Here is an 18,114-nt window from a genome sequence, read left to right as displayed (position 1 = left end):
CACCCCGCCGCGGGGGGTGGGGCGGGGGGGGGCGGGGGGGCCCCCGGTGCCCGGCGGCGCCGGGTTTCCGGGGGCGCCGCCCCAGACCCCGCGCCTCAAACGCCGGCGAGGCTGGAGGTGGCCAGCGGGGCTGAATGGCGCGGCCAGGGCTACGGTTGGGGCTCGAAGTCCCAGTACGGGCGGGTGCGTTGTTTGGCGGACACCGTGTGGACGTGTTGCGGGCCCAGCGTGCGGGTCAGGGCCTTGATGCCGGCGTCCTCGTGCTGCGCGGCCTCCTCGTCCTCCCGGACCGACCTCAGATCCGCCGCCAGCGCGATCCGCGCGCTCAGCGTCATCGGATGGTCCGGCCCCAGCACCCGCTCGGCCCCCCGCAGCGTCTCCCGGCCCAGGGCGAGCGCGTCGTCCAGCCGCCCGGTGATGTTGCGGTGCCCGGTCGCGTTGAGCGCGCACCCCAGGGTCCACGGGTGCCGGTCCCCCAGCGCGCCCCGCATCCCGACCAGCGCCTGTTCCGCCAGGCTCAGGCCCTCCGCCCGCTCGCCCTGGGCCCTCAGCACCAGCCCCAGGTTGCCGACCGTACCGATGCTGTACGGGTGGGCCAGGCCCAGCTGCGACTGGTAGCCGCGGATCACGTGCTCGGAGATCCGGCGGGCCTCGCCGACGTCCCCGTACTCGCGCAGATAGGTGGCGTAGTCGGAGGCGACCATCAGCGTCCACGGGTAGTCGGCCCCGAGCACCCGGGTGGCCCGCTCCCACACGCCCCGCAGCCGTAGCCCCGCCCCCGGGATGTCCCCGGAACGGCGCAGGCACATCCCGAGGTTGTGCTCGGCGCGCAGCGTCTGCGGGTGGTCCGGCCCGAGCACCTGGGTGTTGAGCTTGACCCCCTGTTCCTGCCGGGTCTGCGCCTCCCGGTAGCGGCCCATCAGCCGCAGCCCCATCGCGCAGGCGATCCCCGAGGACAGGGTGGAGATGTGGTGGGCGCGCAGCACCCGCTCGCGCCGTCGCAGGGTGTCTAGGTCCAGGTCGTACGCGTCCTGGTAGCGGCCCAGCAGCCGGTAGGTGGCGGCCAGGTTGTTCTGGGCGTTCAGCGTCGTGGAGTCGTCCTCCCCCAGCAGTTCCCGGTACGTCTCCAGCCCGCGCTCGAACAGCTCCCGTGCGGGTTCGAACTGGGCGACGCACAGCAGTACGCCCCCGTACGCGGCGCTCGCGCGCAGCGTCTCCAGGTCCCGCTCGCCCCGTTCCTCCCGGAGCCGGTCTGCGACCGCCCTGGTCAGCGTCTCGGCACGGCGGAACAGCCCGAGGTTGCGCAGGGCTCCCCCGTACTGGTAGCCGAGCTCGCGGACGTTGGGGTGGTCGTCGCCGAGCAGGGACCGCCAGACGTGGTCGGTCTCCTCGCACAGCCGCAGGCAGGTGCGGTACTCCCCGGCGAGGGCCAGGTAGCGCAGGCATTGCAGCAGGAAGCCCTGGATGCGGGGGTTGGTGCTGGTGAGGACCCCGGCGGTCTCCAGGTGGGGGATCAGCTCGGCGTACTGCGGCCACAGCCGGGAGTCGGAGGGGCGTCCGGGGTCGGCGGCCGCGAGGACCTGGCGGACCGCGCGGGACAGCTGCGCGGACTCCTCCTCGGAGAGGTTCTCGCGGACGATGTTGTGGACCATGCTGTGCAGCTGGACGGTCTCCAGCCCGCCGCCGCCCTCCTCCACGGACAGGTCGGAGTACTCCAGGCGGACGACGGAGAACTGCACGAGCTTGTTGAGGGCCGCGTTCCACCTGATCCGGTCGTTGATGAGGCCGGCGAGGTGCTCGGGCACGTCGTCGGCGGGGAACTCGCGCAGCAGCCGCAGCGGGACCCGGCCGGGCGCGAAGAACACGAACAGCCGCAGCAGCGCGAGGGCGTCGGGGAAGTTCTCCCGCACGTTGTTGAGCAGTATGGCCAGCGCGGTGGGGAAGGGCAGCGGGTAGTCGTCGGAGAGGGTGACGGCCTCGTGGGAGTCCAGCCGCCGCCGGAGCAGGGACAGGTAGTCGCCGACGCTCAGCGGCGAGTCGGCGAGCCAGCCGGCGGTCTGGTCGAGGGCGAGCGGGTAGTCCTCCAGCGCCTCGGCGAGCTGGTCGGCCTCCCCGCCGGTCAGGCGCTGGGCCCGGCGGCGGATGAAGGTGACCGACTCGGGCCGTGCGTAGAGCGGGACTTCGACCAGGCTGGTGTGCCGGGAGGCCCATTCGCGGTTGCGGGAGGTGATGATCACATCGCCCGCGCCGGAGGGCAGCAGGTCGGCGAGGTCGTCCGGGTTGTCGCAGCCGTCGAAGACCAGCAGCCAGCGGTTGTACGGGGATCCGCGCCGCAGCGCCTCCAGGACGGCCCGGATCAGCTCGCCGTAGCTGCCCGCCCCGCGCGGCAGGCCGAGCGCGGGGGCCAGGTCGGCGAGGCGCTCGCGCAGGGTGGGCCGGTCCTCGGCGGGGACCCACCACACCACGTCGTACTCGGAGGAGAACCGGTACGCGTACTCGGTGGCGACCTGGGTCTTGCCCACCCCGGACAGGCCGAGGAGGGTGACGACCGAGGCGCCGGGCGGAGCCTCGGTGAGCGCGGCGCGCAGCCTCCCGATGACGTCGTTGCGGCCGGTGAACCGCGGGTTGCGGCGCGGGACCCGGCCCCAGATCTCGGGCGGGTCGTTGGGGAAGCGGGGCCCGCGCCGGCCGCTCTCGCTGCCGATCCGGTCGGTGGGCAGCTCCAGCCGGCGCAGCACGCGGTACTCGGCCTCGTACGCGTCCAGGCCCCACAGGTCGGTCTTCTCCAGCACGGCGACGGCGCTGGGCAGCGGCGCGTCGGTGAGGCAGACGGCGGCGAACCGGTCGGGGTGGCGGTCGGTGACGGCGCGCAGGGCGGTGTTCCACTCCTCGTCCGTGTGGGTGCCGACGGAGAAGTAGCGTTCGCTGAGGACGAGCAGGACCCGACCGCCGCCACGGGCGAGGTCCTCCAGGGCCTGGGCGACTCCGGGGCTGTTCTGCGGGTCCCAGCGCTGGAGGGTGGCGCGGTGGCCGTGTTCCTCCAGGCGGTGGGCGATCCACACGGCCCAGGGGCGGTTGAAGCCCGCGAAGCTGATGACGAACCGCTGCGGCCGCGCGGCTCCGTCGCGGTCCTGACGACTACCGGTACCGGTCATGCGGCCGTCTCCCTGGGCTCCGGGCGGTGGTGGACGGGGTGGAAAAGGTATCGCAGCGGCGGGGTCGTCAACCCTCTGCGGCCCCTCGACCTTCTACGAACGTGGCGAGTTCGGGGTGTGCCGCGCACCAGGCGCGGCGTTCCCGCTCCAGGGTCCGGCGGGCGGTGGTGTACTGGTCGCCGGGCGGTGGGAGTTCGTCCATGGCCCGTTCGGCGGCTGCCATGGCGTCGGTGAACTCCCGCCCGGCGGAGGTGAGTTCGGGCCGTGACCGGAGGGTGGGGAGGGCGGCGGCCACCTGCGCCCTGATCCGGGCGTGCTGGGCCCAGGCTCCCCGGGCCCCGTAGAGGGCGGCGCGCTGCCAGTAGCCGGCCAGGGCCAGGTGGGCGTACGCGCCCTGTAGCAGCCCCTCCAGGGGGCGGGGGTCGGTGCGCCAGGGGGCCCAGTACTTGGGGGTCCGGTCGGCGGTGTGCAGGGTGAGGATGTCCGCGAGGGCGGCCAGCTTCCCGTGCTGGACCTCGTGGACGAGGGTGGCGGCCAGCGCGGGCGGCGCCTGCGCCCGGGCCAGCAGGGAGCCGGCGGCGGCGGGCAGGGTGGCGCCGCTGGAGCGGGAGCCGCCGGCGAGCGGGACGACGGAGCGCAGCAGGCGCCCGATCTCCTCGGCGCGGGCGGTGTCGTAGCGCTCCAGCAGGGTGAGGGCGCCGGACCACTGGGTGTCCCAGCGCTTGTGCCCCTTGGGGGTCAGCCGCCGCGCGGGCCGCACGGGGGCGGGGCGGCCGGGGGCGGGGGCCCGGTACGGGTCGAGGTCGTCGAGGGCGGTGCGCCCGTCGGGGAGGCCGTGCAGGGGCAGGGCGTCGAGGGCGTCCCAGGACCGTTCGTCGAGGGCGAGCGGGCCGGGGCGGGGCGGGCGCAGCAGCCCGAGGGTGGGCAGGACGAGCCGGCCGTGCACGGGCCGCAGGGTGGCCTTGAAGCCGATCCCGGCGCGCAGCGCGGCGGCCACGGCGAGCGCCCCGAGGTGGCCGAGGTCGGGCGCGGGCCCGTACGGGGCGTGCAGGCGGCGCAGGGTCTCCTCGGCCCACACCCCGGTGGCCGGGTAGTGCAGTACGTCGCGCACCGCGTCGGGGTCGTGCCGTTCGGCCTCCTCCAGCAGGGCCCAGTGCTCGGCGGTCTCGCCGCCGCAGCGCTGCGCGCCGGGGGCGGCGTCGAGGACGGCACGCAGCAGGACGAGCCGCTTCGAGCGGCGTACGTCGCGGACGAGGCGGGTGCCTTCGGCCGACGGCTCGGTGGAGGCGAGGGCGCGGAGGGTGTGGTGGGTGACGCTGAACCCGGTGAGCGTGTCGGGGCGGGCGGGGTCGGGGCGCGCGGGGTCGGGGCGCTCGGGCGGCGCGGTGCGGTCGGGACGGTCGGGGTGCTCAGTGCGATCAGTGCGATCAGTACGGTCGGTGCGGTCGGTGCGGTCGGTGCGGTCGGTCATGAGGCGGCCTGCCGGGGCTGATGGGCGGCTTCGTGCAGTGCCTGGCCGATGTGCCTGATCAGGACCTGGAGGTCGGCGCAGTACACGGACGGCTGGCGGAATCCCTCTCCGGCGCGGTAGCGGTGCGGGTAGTGCCCGCCGCCGCAGACCTCGACGAGTTCGCAGGAGCGGCAGCCGGCGGCCAGCGCCTCCCGCCCGAGCTGCCGGGCGGCGAGTCCCGGGTGGTCGAGGAGGTCGTCGAAGGTGTGCCGGTCGAGGGTGAGGCCGGTGACGGCGGCGCCCTCGTAGGCGGATTTCAGCGAGTCGGCCTGCTCGATGCTGCCGTCGGTCTCGATCACGGCCGTGGTGGCGGGGGCGAGCCCGAGGGTCTCGGTGGCGGCGGGCAGGCCGAGCAGCAGGGCGATGATCTCCTCGAAGACGCGGACCCGGGTGCGCCGCGTCCCGTCGTGCCACCAGCGTTCGAAGACGGCCACGAGCCAGTCGGCGTACGGGGTGTCACTGCCCTCCGGATGGCCGGGCGGCGGGTCGCTCCAGTTCGCCAGCGGCAGCAGCAGCCCGAGCGAGGGCGGCCGGAACGCCAGCAGGCTCTCGTACGTCTCCACCGGGTCCTGCGCGAGGTCGATGACGCAGAGCACCCCGGCGTAGCTCGCGGGATGCCGCGCGAGCAGCCGCAGTCCGCGCGCGGCGGCCGCGAACCCGGGCTGCCCGGCGTGGTCCACGCGGCGGGCGTTATGCGCGGGGAGCCCGCCGTCGAGGCTGACGCCGACCCGGATCCCGGCGGCGGCGAGGGCGGCGAGGCGGCCCCGGGTGAGCAGGGTGCCGTTGGTCTGGACGGTGGCGGTGACCCTGGTCCGGGGGGACGAGGCGCGCAGGGCGTCCCGTACGGCCTCGACGGGCGCGGCGAGCCCGGCGGGGGCGGTGAGCAGGGGCTCGCCGCCGTGCAGGACGAGGTCTACGCGGGCCAGCTCGTGCGCGGCGGCGTGCTCGGCGATCCGCCGGGCGGCGCGGGCGACGGTGGCCGGGGTCATGGCGGGGGGCTGGTCGCGCCAGCCCTGGTCGGCCATGGCGTAGACGTAACAGTAGGTGCAGGCGAGGTTGCAGCGGCTGCGGGTCTTCAGCACGAACTGCCGGACGGGGTAAGGCCGGTGTCCGGCGGCCCGGAGGGCGGGCACGTCGAGGCGGGCGTACGGCCACGGCGCGTGGAGCCGATGGGCGGGCAGCGCGACACCGCTCGTGTTCGTCTGCCTCATCGCCTGTGCCTCCCTCCCCCGGCCAGGGCTGGGAGTCGGCCCCACCGGACGGCCCATCCCTGCCCGTCGGAGGGGCGCGGCTAACGGCGGAAAGCGGTCAACTCCGACCCGTCCGGGGTCAGTCGACTCCGGAATCGAAGGCGTTGAGAATCTCGGCGGGGTGCGTGACCCGCTCCACCATGCCCTCGATGACCTGGGCGAGCACGGGATGGTCGATCCCGCGCAACGCGGCCAGATCGAGCCCGGAAAGATCCGGCAACTTCCCAGCACACCCCACCCCACCGCCCGCCTTGTCCTGCTGCCGAGTCACCATGCCTCCTGTCGTCGCTTTCGCATTCCCATCCCCGCCAACTCCAGCCCCGCGAACTCCAGCCCCGCCGGGCAAATCCAGCCCCGCCGGCGTTTGAGGCGCGGGGTCTGGGGCGGAGCCCCAGGAAGCCCGGGCGCAGCCCGGGGCCGGGCAACTCCAGCCCCGCCGGCGTTTGAGGCGCGGAGGGGGCCGGGGGCGGAGCTCCTGGGGTGCCGGGCGGCATCAGAGGTCCGCCTCCAGCGACCGCACCCGGGCCAGCAGCGCAGCGCCCACCGCATCGCCGACCCGCGCCCGCAACTCCACCGCCGAGCGGTACGCGTCCAGCGCCGCCCGCGGCCGCGCCATCCGCTCCAGCACCTCCCCCCGCAGCTCCTGCACCACCGCCCCCAGCCGCACCGCCGCCTCCCCACACTCCCCGCACTCCCCGCTCCCACCCCCACCGCACCCCGCCTCGTCCGCCTCCATCGCCGCCCGCCACGCCCGCCGGTACGAGTCCGCCGCCCGGTCCAGCCGCTCCCCCGCCCCCGTGTGCCCGTGGATCTCCCGCTGGACGTCCCCGTGCTCCCGCCACCCCCGCGCCCGCTCCAGCGGCCTGCGGCTCTGCCGGACCGCGAGTTCCAGCAGGTGCTCCGCCTCCCGGAGGTCCACCAGGTCCCCCTCGTACGCGTGGCGCAGCCGCAGCCCCTCCGCCAGCCGCAGCAGCCGGGACGCCGCCCGGGGGTCCGACCTCGGCACCGCCGCCCGGCTCTCGCGCAGCACCCGTACGGCCGTTGACGCGAACCGCCGCCCGTCGGCCGCCCGGGCCCGCGCCCGTTCCAGGAGTACGTCGCCCCACTCGGGCAGCAGCTCCCCGTACGCGTCCCCGTCCCGGGGGATCAGCCGCCGCGCCCGCCCGTACGCCTCGGCCGAGTCCTCCAGGGCCGCCGGATCCGCGTCCCGCGCGTACCGGGCGCGGTGGACCCGGGCCAGGCACACCAGCGCGGCCACCCGCAGCTCCGGATCCCCGGCGGGCTCCTCCAGAGCAACGGCCAGCTGCCCGGCCGCCTCCTCCAGCCGCCCGGGCAGGTAACGCAGGGCCGTCGCCAGCTCCACCCGCACCCGCCGGCGGCCGTCCGGCCCGTCCGGACCGCCCAGTGCGTCCGCTCTGTCCGCCCAGTCCGACGCGTCCGCCCCCTCCGCCCCGTTCCCCTCCGGCAGCTCCGCCAGGGCCCGCGCCAGCCGGCCCGCGGCCAGCCCGGCCAGGTCGCCGCGGACCGCCGGATCGGCCGCCCGGGCCACGAGCGCCAGCAGCACCCGCCCGAGCGCCAGGTGCAGTTCGGGCTCCGGGCCGCCCTCCGGGGCGGAGCCCGCCAGGGCCTCCAGCGCGGCCCGCGCCTCCCGCAGTGCCGCCGGGTCGTCGCGGAGCCCGCTCAGCCGGATCAGGGTCTCCGCCCGGCGTACCGCGCTGTCCAGCCGCAGCCCCCGGTCCGCCTCCACATCGGCGCCCACCGCCGCGAACTCCCGTTCCGCGGCCGCCAGCAGACCGGCGTCCGGCTCCGCACCGCCCGCCAGCGCCCGCTCGTGCAGCACCCGGCCCAGCACCAGCCTCGCCGGCAGCCCGGCGGCGGCCCGCGCCGCGCGTTCCGCCTCGGCCAGCAGCTCCGGGTCCCGCCGCACCGCCCACAGCCGCAGCAGCGCGCCCGCCAGTTCCAACTCCGCCTCGCCCGGCGGATCGCCGGGCCCCGGCGGCGCGGTCACCGCCCGCCGCAGGACCGTGACGGCCTCGTACAGACCCCGCTGGTCCCCATCCGCCAGCCGGGTCCGGGCCGTCCGCACCGCCCACTCCCGCGCGGGCGCGGCGGGCCGGTGCGAGGCCTCCGGGTCCGCCGTCGGCGGCTCCGGCAGATAGCGCCGTACGACCTGCGCCGAGACCTGCGCGAAGGCCTGCGGAACCCGAGCCTCCGAAACAGCCTCCTCCCGAACCTCCACGTCGGCCGCCGAGGCGCTCACCCCCGGCCCGCTCACCCCCGGCCCGCCCGCCCCCGCTTCCGGCTCCGCCCCCACCGGCACCCCGGTCAGCTGTGTGACCGCGAGCGCGGGAAAGTTCCGTACGCCCCGCCCGAAGTGGGCCAGCACGTACTCCGAGGAGTGCTTCAGCACCAGCGCCGCCTCGTCCCGCCCCAGCGGCCCCAGCAGCACCTCCCGCACCCCGGGTACGAACTCGTACCAGCCGGGGTCCGCACTCCGCCTCAGCAGCCCGCTCAGCAGGACCTCCGCCAGATCGGAGGGCTCCGAGTCCGGCAGCATCGTGCGCTGCACCAGCCGCATCACCGGCAGCGTGAGCGGCGCCGCCGACAGGTACACCGCCAGCTGTACGGCCCGGGGCGCGGCCGAGGAACGGAAGCGCCGCACCAGCTCGCGCGGCGGCCGCAGGGCCTGCGGCGGCGGGAGCGGCGCCGCCGGATGATCGGCGAGCACCCGGCCCACCTCGGCCGGGACCGGCCCGGTGCCCAGCCCGGCGACGAGCCGGGCCCACGCCCCGAGTGCGATCGCGCTCGGCGGCAGCACGGGCACGGTCAGCCCGCCGGTCGGCCATCCCGGCCTCGGCGGCCGGTCCGACCTGAACCTCAGCTTCCCCCCGGCGCCCTCGACCCGGCAGAGGCCGCCCCGTTCGGTCGGCAGCCAGCTGCGGCCCCACAGCCGCTGCGGCAGCGGCTGTACGACCACGCACGGCGCGCACTCGGCCCACCGGTACAGCAGCCGCTGCGCCTCGCCCTCCCGCCACACCGGGCCGGCGCAGTCGGACACCACCATGGTCAGCGCCCGCCCGGTCGGGTCCCGCAGCTGCTCCCCGGACCGCGCCCCGAGCCCCGCGACCGGGCCGCGCCCGAGGACGGCCGTGCCGTCCGACCCTCGGTGCAGATAGGAGACCCGCACGTCCCGGAAGGCCCCCAACCGCTCGCACACGGCCCGCAGTTCCTCGAACATGTCCTGCCACACCGCCATCGAGGGCGACGCGTCCATCACGAGCCGTACGGTCGCCTCGCGCCGGATCTCCGGGCGGAACACCGGGATGACCAGCCCGAGAGCCCGGGCGGCGGCCTCGGCGGTGGCCTGTTCGTCGAGTACGGTCCGCGTCGGCGGGGCGCTCGGCCGGTGCCGCTGGAGGGCGCGCAGGGCCCGCTGGATGGCCAGGATCCGCGGCAGCGCGGCCGCCCCGGGCACCCGTACGGGCACTCCGCCCTCGACCGGGATGCCAGCTTCCGCCTGCGCGCCCTCGGCCCGGCGCGCCCGGGGCACGTAGAGGCTGACCGGATCCTCAGGCGCCGCTCCCTCCCCTACGGGTGCCGGCTCGCGCGGCGTCCGCTCCTCCTCCGGCGGGCCGTCCGGGGGCGGGTCGTCGGCGACCGCCTCGGGCGGCGCCCCGGAAGCCACCGCCCTGGCCCTCGCGGTGGCCGTGGCCGTGGCCGTCCGCCCGGCGAGCCACAGCGCGTCGGCGAGCTCCTCGGCCGACGGATCGAGCCCGGCGGCGCGCAGCAGGGCGATCAGCTCCCGCACGACGTCACCTCGGCCGGTCGAGGCGCTGGATGAGCAGGTCCGCGAGATCCTCCCGGCTGGGCGGGGCGGCGTAGTGGGTCAGGTAGATGGCGTTGAGCAGCTGATCGGCGGCGACCAGCTCGGACCGGGAGCGGCTGAGGAACTCCCGGATCAGGTCGGCCCCCAACCGGGCCGCCTCCTCGCCCAGATGGGCCCGCACCATGGTGGCCAGCCGCTTCTCCCCGGGCTGCCCGAGCTTGAGCTGGATGCACCTGCGCAGCAGCGCGGCCGGGAAGTCCCGCTCGCCGTTGCTGGTCAGGACGATGAAGGGGAAGGCCCGGCACCGCACCCGGCCGTCCCGGACGGTCACCTTGGCCCCGTCGTCCGTGAGCACCCGCACCTCGGGTTCGGTGTCCGCGACCCGCTCCAGCTCGGGCAGCGCGAACTCCCCTTCCTCCAGCACGTTCAGGAGGTCGTTGGGCAGGTCGATGTCGCTCTTGTCCAGCTCGTCGATGAGCAGCACGCGCGGCCGGGTGGTGGGCAGCAGCGCCGTCCCCAGCGGCCCGAGCCGGATGTACTTCCCGATCCCGGGCGCCCTCCCCGGGCCCCCGCCGACCGCCCCGCCGCTCGCGGCGATCTGCACGTCCTGCAACCGCGCGATGGCGTCGTACCGGTACAGGCCTTCCTGGAGCACGGTCCGCGAGACCACGGGCCAGCGCAGCACGCGCCCGAGCTTCAGCTCGTGCGCGACGGCGTGCGCCAGGGTGGACTTGCCGGTTCCCGGATAGCCGGTGACGAGCAGTGGGCGGCGCAGGTAGAGGGCGGCGTTGATCGCCTCCAGTTCCTCGGGCTCGGGCCGGTGCGCCTCGGCGGCCTGCCGGTGCGCCCCGAGCCGCCGCGCCACGCCCCCATCACCACCCGCCCCCCTGCCGGGCACCCCGCCGACGCCGGACGCTCCGCCCGGCCCCCCACCCGCACCCGTACCCGGCGCCCCGCCCATACCCGCGCCGGGCGCCCCGCCCGCACCCGCGCCGGGAACTCCGCCCGCACCCATGCCCGGCGCACCGCCGTCACCCGCGCCGGGACCACCGCCCGGCCCACCGCCCGTACCCGTACCCGGCGCTCCGCCCGCACCCGCGCCGGACGCTCCGCCGGCACCCGTGCCGGGACCACCGCCCGGCCCACCGCCCGTACCCGTGCCAGGGCCCGCGCCCGTCGCTCCGCCGGCCTCGCCGGCCCCTCCGGCCGTGCCCCCGCCAGCGCCCTCGGTCGCACCCTCGCCGGCCCCAGCGCCCTCGGTCGCGCCCCCGCCGGCCCCGGCCCCGGCGGCCGGCGCCTCTTCGGGCTCCGGCGGCTCGCCGTCGAAGTCCCGCCAGGGCGGCGGACCGGGCAGGGCGTCGATCCCGTCGTGGGGCTCGCCGACCCCCCGGTAGATGAGCCACTCGTCATTCATCGAGACTCCTCGCAGCGCACGCACGTCACAGGTCTCCCCGCAACGGCTCGTCCTCCGGCAGCGGCCGGCCCGGGTCGTCCCAGACCAGCCCCACCCCCACCGCCCAGTACGCATCCGGGTCCGCCCCGTACGCCCGCGCCCGCAGCGCCCGCAGCCGGAGCGGCAGCGCCGCGCCCCGCCCCGCCTCGGCCAGTTCCTCCCGCAACCCCCGGTGGAACGGCGCGCACGACACCGACGGGTCCTCCGGAGGCCTCCGGCACACGGCCACCCCGTATCCGGCCTCCCGCACCGCGTGCAGCGCGCCGAGCGTGGGCTCCCGCTCCGCCGCCCGGCACAGCACCGGCACGGTGGTGTCCGCCAGCCCGGCCAGCCACTGCGGCGACGGGCTCCGCGGCCGTCCCCGCGCGCAGTCGGCCCGCTGGTCGGCCGGCGACCCCGCCTGTACGCGCGCCCACCGCCCGGCTGCCGTCGCGGCCGCCGTCGCCATCGCGGTCGCGGTCGTCGACCCGGCCGCCGTCCCCGTCGCGGCCGCCGTCCCGGTCGCGGCCGCCGTCCCGGTCGCGGCCGCCGTCCCGGTCGCGGCCGCCGTCCCGGTCGCGGCCGCGGCCGCCGCCGCCGCCGCGGCAGCGCTCGGCCCCGCGTACCGGAACACCACCGGCCGCTGCGCCCCCAACGGGACCCCGCCCGCCACCACCCACGTGTCCACGGCGAGCCCGAACAGCTCCGGCGCCACCGCCACTTCCAGCAGCGCGGCCGCCTCGTGCGTGTCGCACCGCCGGAACCCCTCCGCCAGCGGCGCCCGCACCGCCTCCGGCAGCCGCGCCAGGCTGACCCGTACACCCGAATCCACCGGTGTCACCCGCGCGGGCCGCGCCGGCCGCGCCGGCCCCGCGAGGACGGAGACCCGCCAGTCGTAGACGTCCTCCCAGCCGTGCGCCCACGCCTCCAGCAGGACCGACGGCCCGGGCGACAGCCCGTCGGGCGCCCGGGCCGGTCCGTGCACCGACCGCCCGGCCGCGGCCCGGCGCCGCCGCGCCCGCTCGGCCAGCCCGCGCTCGTGCCGCTCGGCCAATTCCCGCCGCAGCGGCCGCCACAGCCGCTCCGCGGTGGCCCGTACCCAGTCCCAGAGTTCCTCGTCGGCGCCGGGGGACGGTGGCTCGCGGTAGTCCGCCACGCTCACGTCGGTGGCGTACCGCAGCATCGCGGCGGCCTCCCCGGACCCGCCCGGCGGATCGTGCAGCAGCCCCAGCCCGTCGCGCCAGCTCAGCGGCGCGGGCGCGGCCGGGTCCGGCTCCTCCCCGCGGGCCGCCTCGGCCAGCGCCCGGACCGCCTCGGAGGAACCCGGCGGGGGCAGTTCCGCGAGCAGCCCGCACAGGGTGGTGCGCTCGCCGGGCGTGAGGCGGCGGCCGCCGTACGGATCGGCGGCGTCGGCGGCGGCGGCGGCGGCGAGCTCGTCGTGGACGTCGGTCCAGGTGCGCCGGGTGTCCAGATCGCTGAGGTGGCGGTCGTAGTGGTGGAGGTCGTGGGCCTGCATGACCCGGCGGTAGAGCCCGATCTGCCCGGTGGCGGCCATCGGCAGCGTCCGTAACTGGGCCACCGACACGGCGAGTCCGCCACCGCCCGTGTGCCGGCGGGCCTTGACCACGCCGACGACCTCGCCGCGGGCCAGGTCCACCACCGGCCCGCCGGACATGCCGGGCTCGATCTCGTCGTCGTCGCCGAGCCGGATGGCGGCGCCGTTCGCGGCGGTGCCGCGCAGCCGGGTGGTGCGGCCGGTGATCTCGGGTGTGCCGAGGTCCTCGGTGCAGCCGAAGTACGCGGCCTCGTCGAGCCGGGGTCTGGCCCGGTCGGTCAGCCAGACGCAGGCGTGCGTGATGGGCGCGAGCACCCGGACGAGCGCCAGGTCGGGCAGGTCCCACAGGGCGCGCCGGCCGGGCCGCTGCCACTCCAGCCGCTCGGGCAGTACGCATTCCACGCGCCCGGCGACGGTCCCGGTGGCCCCTTCGGCTCCGGAGGAGAAGGTGATGCCGATCTCACGTCCCGCCAGACGCATCGCGGCACCCCCTTCGCCGACCACGTGCGCGCACGTCAGGACCCAGCCGGGGGCGATGAAGAACCCACTGCCCCACGTGGGTGCGGTGCCATGGGATCCATACCCGCCGGGCGGGGCGTGGACGCGTACCGTCGCCGCCTGAACGAGGGGCTCAAGGAGCTCGAAGGCGCGTGCGGAGCTGCCCGTGCGCCCGTCCGGCATCCGCTGGCCCCCGCCTCCCACGTGCCCCACTGAGGCATTCCAGGCTAGCTGCGGGAAAGGGGAGGGAGGGAGATCTCTTCCGGTACTCGGATTATCCTGGCGGGAAACACCCCTTCACCCTCATCACGGCACGGAGCCCGACTTGTACTTCACCGATCGCGGCATCGAGGAGCTGGAGAAGCGGCGCGGCGAGGAGGAGGTCACCTTCGAGTGGCTCGCCGAGCAGCTCCGGACCTTCGTCGACCTGAACCCGGACTTCGAGGTCCCGGTGGAACGCCTGGCCACCTGGCTGGCCCGCCTGGACGACGACGAAGCCGAGGACGAGTAGACGTCACACCACGCGAAGGGGCCCGACCGGCGAACGGTCGGGCCCCTTCGCGCACCGCGAGCGCGGCGGTGAGCCGTGGCTGCCGGGTCAGGCGGCCTTCGTCTCCTTGAAGATGCGGTCGTTCCCCTCGGAGGAGGCGCGGAGCAGCGCCGGGGGAAGCGGTCATGCCCTCCGGGGTCCGTGATCACACCGCGTTCCCGCTGGGTGGGAAAGGGCCCCCAGGCGGGGCGCGTACGCACCGCCTGGGGGCCGCAGGGAGCTCTTACCAGACCGTCGCGATCACGTTGCTCGGTTCGCCGCGCCAGACCACTCCTCCGGTCTCGGACGCGGTCATGCCGAACTGATCACGGCCAGGTCGGCCGAGGCTCTGCCAGGACTTGTAGGCGTTCTTCACCTCGGTCCACAGCTTGCGCGGGCCGTACTGCTCCGTGACGAACTGCTCCGCGCCTGCGGTGAACTCGACGGTCGCCCAGGACTTCCGATCGTTGGCCAAAAGCCAGTAGGTCGCCTCGTCCGGCGCCTCATCGCCGCCGCCGTGGAGCTGCCCCCAGACCTCGGGGACGTGCAGGCCGATCCAGAACTCGACGTCGCCCCGGTGGTGGATGTCGTACGGGCTGATGCGGGTGGTGCCCTCCTCCCCCTTCTCCTCGTGGTAGACGTCCGAGATGGCGGCGTGCCGGTTGCGCTGCTGGCGGGCCCACATGAAGTCGGGGTTCCCGCTGAACCGGCCGATGCCACGGCCGCCCGAGACGTCGAGGGTCACGTACGAGTACGAGTGGAACGCATTCCCGAACGGGGCGACGATCCGGCCTCCGTCCTTCACCTGACCGAGCAGGTCGCCCGGGACGGCCTCCAGGGAGCAGGTCGCGATCACCTTGTGGAAGGGTGCTCGGTCCGGGCTGCCCTTGAGGCCGTCGCCGTGGAGAACCGTCGGGCTGTACCCCGCGAGGCGCAGGTTCTGCCGGCCTTCGAGGTACAGGCCCTCGTCGAACTCGATGGTCGTCACCTGATCGTCGCCGAGCTGCTGGCACAGCCAGGCGGCCATGTAGCCCGTGGCCGTGCCGATCTCGAAGACCTTGTCCCCGGGCTGGATGTCCGCCAGGGCGAGGATCTCGAGCATGGCCGACGGCTTCGACGAGGACGACGTCGGCATCCCCGGGCCGTCGGGCGCCCCGTCGTCGTACTGCGTGACGAGGGGGGTGTCCGAGTAGACGGCGGCGGCCCAGCCGGCGGCGTCCGTGAAGCGGTCCAGGTCTTGCGTCTTGTCGGGGATGAACATACCTCGATCGACCGCCCGGACCGTTGCCGCCCATTCGGGCGGCAGGGTGCCGGCCTCCTCCAGGGCCTGGACGAGGTGTCGCTGGGTGTGCACGCGGCGTCCCTCTACTTCGTCTTGGGCGGCGTCTGCGGGTTCGAGGGCGGGTTGTTCCTCGGCGGCGGCGTGACGTTCGGCGGCTTGTCCCGGTGGCCGTCCGACGAGGCGGTGTCCGGCTTCCCGGAGTGCTTCATGCGCATTGGGGGTGGTTCCCTTCTCTCATGGTCGGATCGTGCATGGCCCGCCCTGGTCGGGCGGGAGTCTGAGGGCTGTCACCGACCGGCGGCCTCTGCCAGGAAGACGGCGCCGCCGACGGCCACAACGGCCAGGAGGTACAACGTCTGCTCGAGCCAGGGCTTCACGGCAGCTCCAGCCGGGCGAGCATGAGTGCGGTCACGTGCTCCTCGGTCAGGTACAGGTCGAGGAGGTCTTCGCGCTGCCAGCAGAGTTCGGGATCGTGGTTGACCTTCCAGCCGAAGCCGCAGAACTGGCAGTGAGCCATTGTGCTTCCGCAGTACCCAGGCCCCAGCGGGGTCAGCAGGCTGCAGCTGAGACACAGCATGTGCACGCTGGAGCACGCCCCGTCGGGGTGTGCGACAGATGCCGTTACCTCCAACTCCAGGAGGGATCGGGCGAATGCTTCCCGACCCATCCGTTCCTGGTCGTTCTCTCCGACGGTCATCGCTGCACGACCTCCGCGGCCGTCTTAGGCTCGAAGGGGACTCGGATCACCTCCGGAGCATTGGCTGTTGCGGTGTCGCGTACTCGGCGGCGCAGGAGCCGGTGCGGCACGCACTCGTACTGCTCACTCATCGGTCACCTCCAAGGCGGTGCCGAGGAAGCGCTCCCAGCCGACGAGCGCCCGGTCGAGCAGATCCGCGCTGGGCTCGACTACAGGCGCCACCCTCGCCGAGGGGTCGTCCGGCGTGTCGATGCTGAGCACGTGTCGGGCGGGGAGGGGGCCGACTTGGCGCCGTGTTGCGGGGGATGCCATCGGCTTCCCCGATCTCGTCTGAGTGGCCATGCCCTCGATGTTTCCGCCGTTGCGGCACCACCGGCACTGTGCGTGAGCACCGCGCCGCGTTGGTTGCTTCACACATTGTGTGAAGCCTGTGCCGATACCCTCGACCTCTCAGCGACTTGGGGCACACATGGACGCAAATACCTTGCTCGACGCGCTCCTGGACGAAGCCGGGATGAGCCGCGTCGGCTTAGCCGCACGCATCAATGCGGCCGCGCAGGCCCGAGACAAATCAGTCTCGTACGACCATTCATCGGTGATCCGCTGGCTCAAAGGGCAGCGCCCCCGGGGCATCGTGCCGGAACTGATCGGCGCGATCCTCGCCGAAAGGCTCGGCCGCCCAATTTCCCTGGAGGACATCGGCATGGGAAGCGGCTCGACACCCCCAGTGGCCACCCCGCTCGCCGGATTCATCGACCGATCGACCGCCCTGTGGCGAGGCGACCAGCAGCAGCGGCGAGACGTCCACCAGGCCGCCGTGCTCACAGGCCTGCCGGCGGTCGGCCCGGTCTGGGAGTGGGAGAACCCTCCGCATGACGCTGACGTCTCCAGGAGAGGCGTTGTCCGCGTGGGGCTGGACGACGTCGCCGTACTCCGAACGGCCCGGGCACACTACGAGCAGATGTACCGCAAGGCCGGGGGTGTCGCGACCCGGGCCCGAGTGGTCGCCTATTTGACCGACTAGACCGCCCCGCTCCTGCGGGGGTCGTACACGGACGCCACCGGCCGAGAGCTCCACCGCGCTACCGGCGGCATCGTGGCGGTCGCCGGGATCTGTGCCTACGACTCCGACGTGCAGGGGCTCGCACAGAGGTACTTTCACCAGGCGCTGCGGCTGGCCAAGGCATCTGGCGACAGGGCATTCGGCGGGTACGTGATAGCGCTGCTCGTCAACCAGGCGCTGTACATGGGCGAGCACCGACAGGCGGTAGCCTTCGCCGAGGCGGGCCTGAGGACTGCCGGCAATGCAATCTCCCACGCCCTGGCCTGCGATCTCTACGCCATGCAAGCCAAGGCGTACTCCCGCCTGGGCGACCAGCGGCAGGCACACCGGTGCATGGGACTGGCCGAGGCAGAGGCGGGGCTGATCCGCCGTGACGAAGAGCCGGCCGAGACCAGCTACGTCCAAGCCGGACTGCTGGAAGCCAACCTCGCGGACGCGCTCATGAGGCTCGGAGACATGGTGCCCGCGCAGGCTTACGCGGCAGAGGCTGTCGCCGTTCAGACGCACGAGCGCGGCCGAGTCCACCGACTGGCGACTCTCTCGGACTGCCAGGTGCGCGGCGGGAGCACCGAGCTCGCGGCGGCCACGGCGATGAGGATGCTCGACACCATGGAGGGCATGGAGTCCCGGCGGCTCCGGGATCGGCTCGTCAAGGTCCGCGAGTCGATGTCCAGCCTGGGCAGCAGGGCGACAGCCGATGTTGTCCACCGCATCGACGACACCCTACGTATCCCCTTCTGACCGCCCCATGCTGGGATAGGGACACCCCGACGAGAGGCAAGAGCGTGTCAGTGTGGCAGACCCACGGCGAGCGCACCGTGTACGAGAACCCTTGGCTGCGCGTGAACATGGCCGACGTCGAGCTGCCCGACGGCCGGCACCTGGACCACACGGTGATCAGGCTGCGCCCGGTCGCGGTGGCCGCTGTCGTCAATGAGCGCGACGAGGTCATGCTCCTGTGGCGTCATCGATTCATTACGGACGCCTGGGGATGGGAACTCCCGTCTGGCGGAATTGGTGAGGGCGAGGACGCCGCCGTGGCTGCCGCGCGCGAGCTGGAGGAGGAGACCGGCTGGCGCCCGGGACCGATGAAGCTTCTGATGGCGATCGACCCGATGCCGGGTATCTCCACATCGCACCATCGCGTCTACTGGTCCGACCAGGCGCAGTACGTCGGGCCCCCTGCGGACGATTTCGAGTCTGCACGGCGGGAGTGGGTGCCGCTCTCACGCGTACCTGACTTGGTGGCGCGCGGTGAGATCAGGAGCGCGAACGCAATTGCGGCACTGCTGATGCTGCACCACCTCCGGTGAGTCA

General features: G+C 74.7%; 14 protein-coding genes and 2 pseudogenes. 4 read left to right on the top strand and 12 right to left on the bottom strand.

Features of this window, described 5'->3' with window-relative positions; translation table 11 throughout:
• Positions 1-149: 149 nt before the first annotated feature.
• The 8 genes and pseudogenes from fxsT to MTF65_RS30235 form a co-directional block, all read right to left on the bottom strand.
• On the bottom strand, positions 150-3,155 hold the full coding sequence (gene fxsT / locus MTF65_RS12360) for an FxSxx-COOH system tetratricopeptide repeat protein (protein WP_243628594.1): 3,006 nt from the start codon (positions 3,153-3,155) through the stop codon (positions 150-152).
• Positions 3,156-3,222: 67 nt separating this feature from the next.
• A complete protein-coding gene (locus tag MTF65_RS12355) occupies positions 3,223-4,626 on the bottom strand; it encodes an HEXXH motif domain-containing protein (RefSeq protein ID WP_243628593.1) in 1,404 nt (467 codons plus the stop codon).
• A complete protein-coding gene (locus tag MTF65_RS12350) occupies positions 4,623-5,876 on the bottom strand; it encodes an FxsB family cyclophane-forming radical SAM/SPASM peptide maturase (RefSeq protein WP_243628592.1) in 1,254 nt (417 codons plus the stop codon). The genes MTF65_RS12355 and MTF65_RS12350 overlap by 4 nt, the downstream gene beginning before the upstream one ends.
• A gap of 118 nt (positions 5,877-5,994) precedes the next feature.
• A complete protein-coding gene (gene fxsA, locus MTF65_RS12345; RefSeq protein WP_243628591.1) occupies positions 5,995-6,189 on the bottom strand; it encodes an FxSxx-COOH cyclophane-containing RiPP peptide in 195 nt (64 codons plus the stop codon).
• A 219-nt stretch (positions 6,190-6,408) separates the two neighbouring features.
• On the bottom strand, positions 6,409-9,723 hold the full coding sequence (locus tag MTF65_RS12340) for an SAV_2336 N-terminal domain-related protein (RefSeq protein ID WP_243628590.1): 3,315 nt from the start codon (positions 9,721-9,723) through the stop codon (positions 6,409-6,411).
• A 4-nt stretch (positions 9,724-9,727) separates the two neighbouring features.
• Positions 9,728-10,702, bottom strand: a complete 975-nt coding sequence (locus MTF65_RS12335; protein WP_374207218.1) for an AAA family ATPase — start codon at positions 10,700-10,702, stop codon at positions 9,728-9,730.
• Positions 10,703-11,180: 478 nt separating this feature from the next.
• Complete coding sequence (locus MTF65_RS30240; protein ID WP_374207217.1) at positions 11,181-12,689, bottom strand: hypothetical protein; 1,509 nt, start codon at positions 12,687-12,689, stop codon at positions 11,181-11,183.
• A 120-nt stretch (positions 12,690-12,809) separates the two neighbouring features.
• Positions 12,810-13,268: pseudogene (locus tag MTF65_RS30235) on the bottom strand (trypsin-like peptidase domain-containing protein); the annotation flags it as partial.
• 30 nt (positions 13,269-13,298) lie between these two features.
• Here MTF65_RS30235 and MTF65_RS12320 point away from each other — a divergent pair.
• Positions 13,299-13,442 (top strand): hypothetical protein, encoded by a 144-nt coding sequence (locus MTF65_RS12320; protein ID WP_243628697.1) that lies wholly within the window; start codon positions 13,299-13,301, stop codon positions 13,440-13,442.
• Between the two features lie 109 nt (positions 13,443-13,551).
• Complete coding sequence (locus MTF65_RS12315) at positions 13,552-13,737, top strand: DUF6104 family protein (RefSeq protein ID WP_243628589.1); 186 nt, start codon at positions 13,552-13,554, stop codon at positions 13,735-13,737.
• Between the two features lie 262 nt (positions 13,738-13,999).
• Here MTF65_RS12315 and MTF65_RS12310 read toward each other — a convergent pair whose 3' ends face one another.
• From MTF65_RS12310 to MTF65_RS12300, 4 genes are all read right to left on the bottom strand, one after another.
• Positions 14,000-15,109, bottom strand: a complete 1,110-nt coding sequence (locus MTF65_RS12310) for an rRNA adenine N-6-methyltransferase family protein (RefSeq protein ID WP_243628588.1) — start codon at positions 15,107-15,109, stop codon at positions 14,000-14,002.
• An 11-nt stretch (positions 15,110-15,120) separates the two neighbouring features.
• Positions 15,121-15,252, bottom strand: a complete 132-nt coding sequence (locus MTF65_RS30230) for a hypothetical protein (protein WP_279398818.1) — start codon at positions 15,250-15,252, stop codon at positions 15,121-15,123.
• A gap of 158 nt (positions 15,253-15,410) precedes the next feature.
• Positions 15,411-15,554, bottom strand: a complete 144-nt coding sequence (locus MTF65_RS12305) for a hypothetical protein (RefSeq protein WP_243628587.1) — start codon at positions 15,552-15,554, stop codon at positions 15,411-15,413.
• 303 nt (positions 15,555-15,857) lie between these two features.
• Positions 15,858-15,995, bottom strand: coding sequence for a hypothetical protein (locus tag MTF65_RS12300; protein ID WP_243628586.1), 138 nt, complete (start codon positions 15,993-15,995; stop codon positions 15,858-15,860).
• A gap of 208 nt (positions 15,996-16,203) precedes the next feature.
• Here MTF65_RS12300 and MTF65_RS12295 point away from each other — a divergent pair.
• Positions 16,204-17,538 (top strand): annotated as a pseudogene (locus tag MTF65_RS12295) (transcriptional regulator).
• A gap of 44 nt (positions 17,539-17,582) precedes the next feature.
• The gene (locus tag MTF65_RS12290) at positions 17,583-18,110 is read left to right on the top strand and encodes an NUDIX hydrolase (protein ID WP_243628585.1); all 528 of its coding nucleotides are present in this window, start codon (positions 17,583-17,585) and stop codon (positions 18,108-18,110) included.
• Positions 18,111-18,114 lie beyond the last annotated feature (4 nt).

The sequence above is a fragment of the Streptomyces sp. APSN-46.1 genome, from assembly GCF_022815725.1.
Taxonomy (GTDB): Bacteria; Actinomycetota; Actinomycetes; order Streptomycetales; family Streptomycetaceae; genus Streptomyces.
Note: the sequence above shows the minus strand (reverse complement) of the source record. Positions and strands in the feature narration are given on the sequence as shown.

What these genes read in the sequence shown, in the direction of transcription:
- fxsT (WP_243628594.1), bottom strand. Translation starts at nt 3,155, where the DNA reads ATGACCGGTACCGGTAGTCGTCAGGACCGCGACGGAGCCGCGCGGCCG.
- MTF65_RS12355 (WP_243628593.1), bottom strand. Translation starts at nt 4,626, where the DNA reads ATGACCGACCGCACCGACCGCACCGACCGCACCGACCGTACTGATCGC.
- MTF65_RS12350 (WP_243628592.1), bottom strand. Translation starts at nt 5,876, where the DNA reads ATGAGGCAGACGAACACGAGCGGTGTCGCGCTGCCCGCCCATCGGCTC.
- fxsA (WP_243628591.1), bottom strand. Translation starts at nt 6,189, where the DNA reads ATGGTGACTCGGCAGCAGGACAAGGCGGGCGGTGGGGTGGGGTGTGCT.
- MTF65_RS12335 (WP_374207218.1), bottom strand. Translation starts at nt 10,702, where the DNA reads ATGGGCGGGGCGCCGGGTACGGGTGCGGGTGGGGGGCCGGGCGGAGCG.
- MTF65_RS30240 (WP_374207217.1), bottom strand. Translation starts at nt 12,689, where the DNA reads ATGCAGGCCCACGACCTCCACCACTACGACCGCCACCTCAGCGATCTG.
- MTF65_RS12320 (WP_243628697.1), top strand. Translation starts at nt 13,299, where the DNA reads ATGGGATCCATACCCGCCGGGCGGGGCGTGGACGCGTACCGTCGCCGC.
- MTF65_RS30230 (WP_279398818.1), bottom strand. Translation starts at nt 15,252, where the DNA reads ATGCGCATGAAGCACTCCGGGAAGCCGGACACCGCCTCGTCGGACGGC.
- MTF65_RS12305 (WP_243628587.1), bottom strand. Translation starts at nt 15,554, where the DNA reads ATGGCTCACTGCCAGTTCTGCGGCTTCGGCTGGAAGGTCAACCACGAT.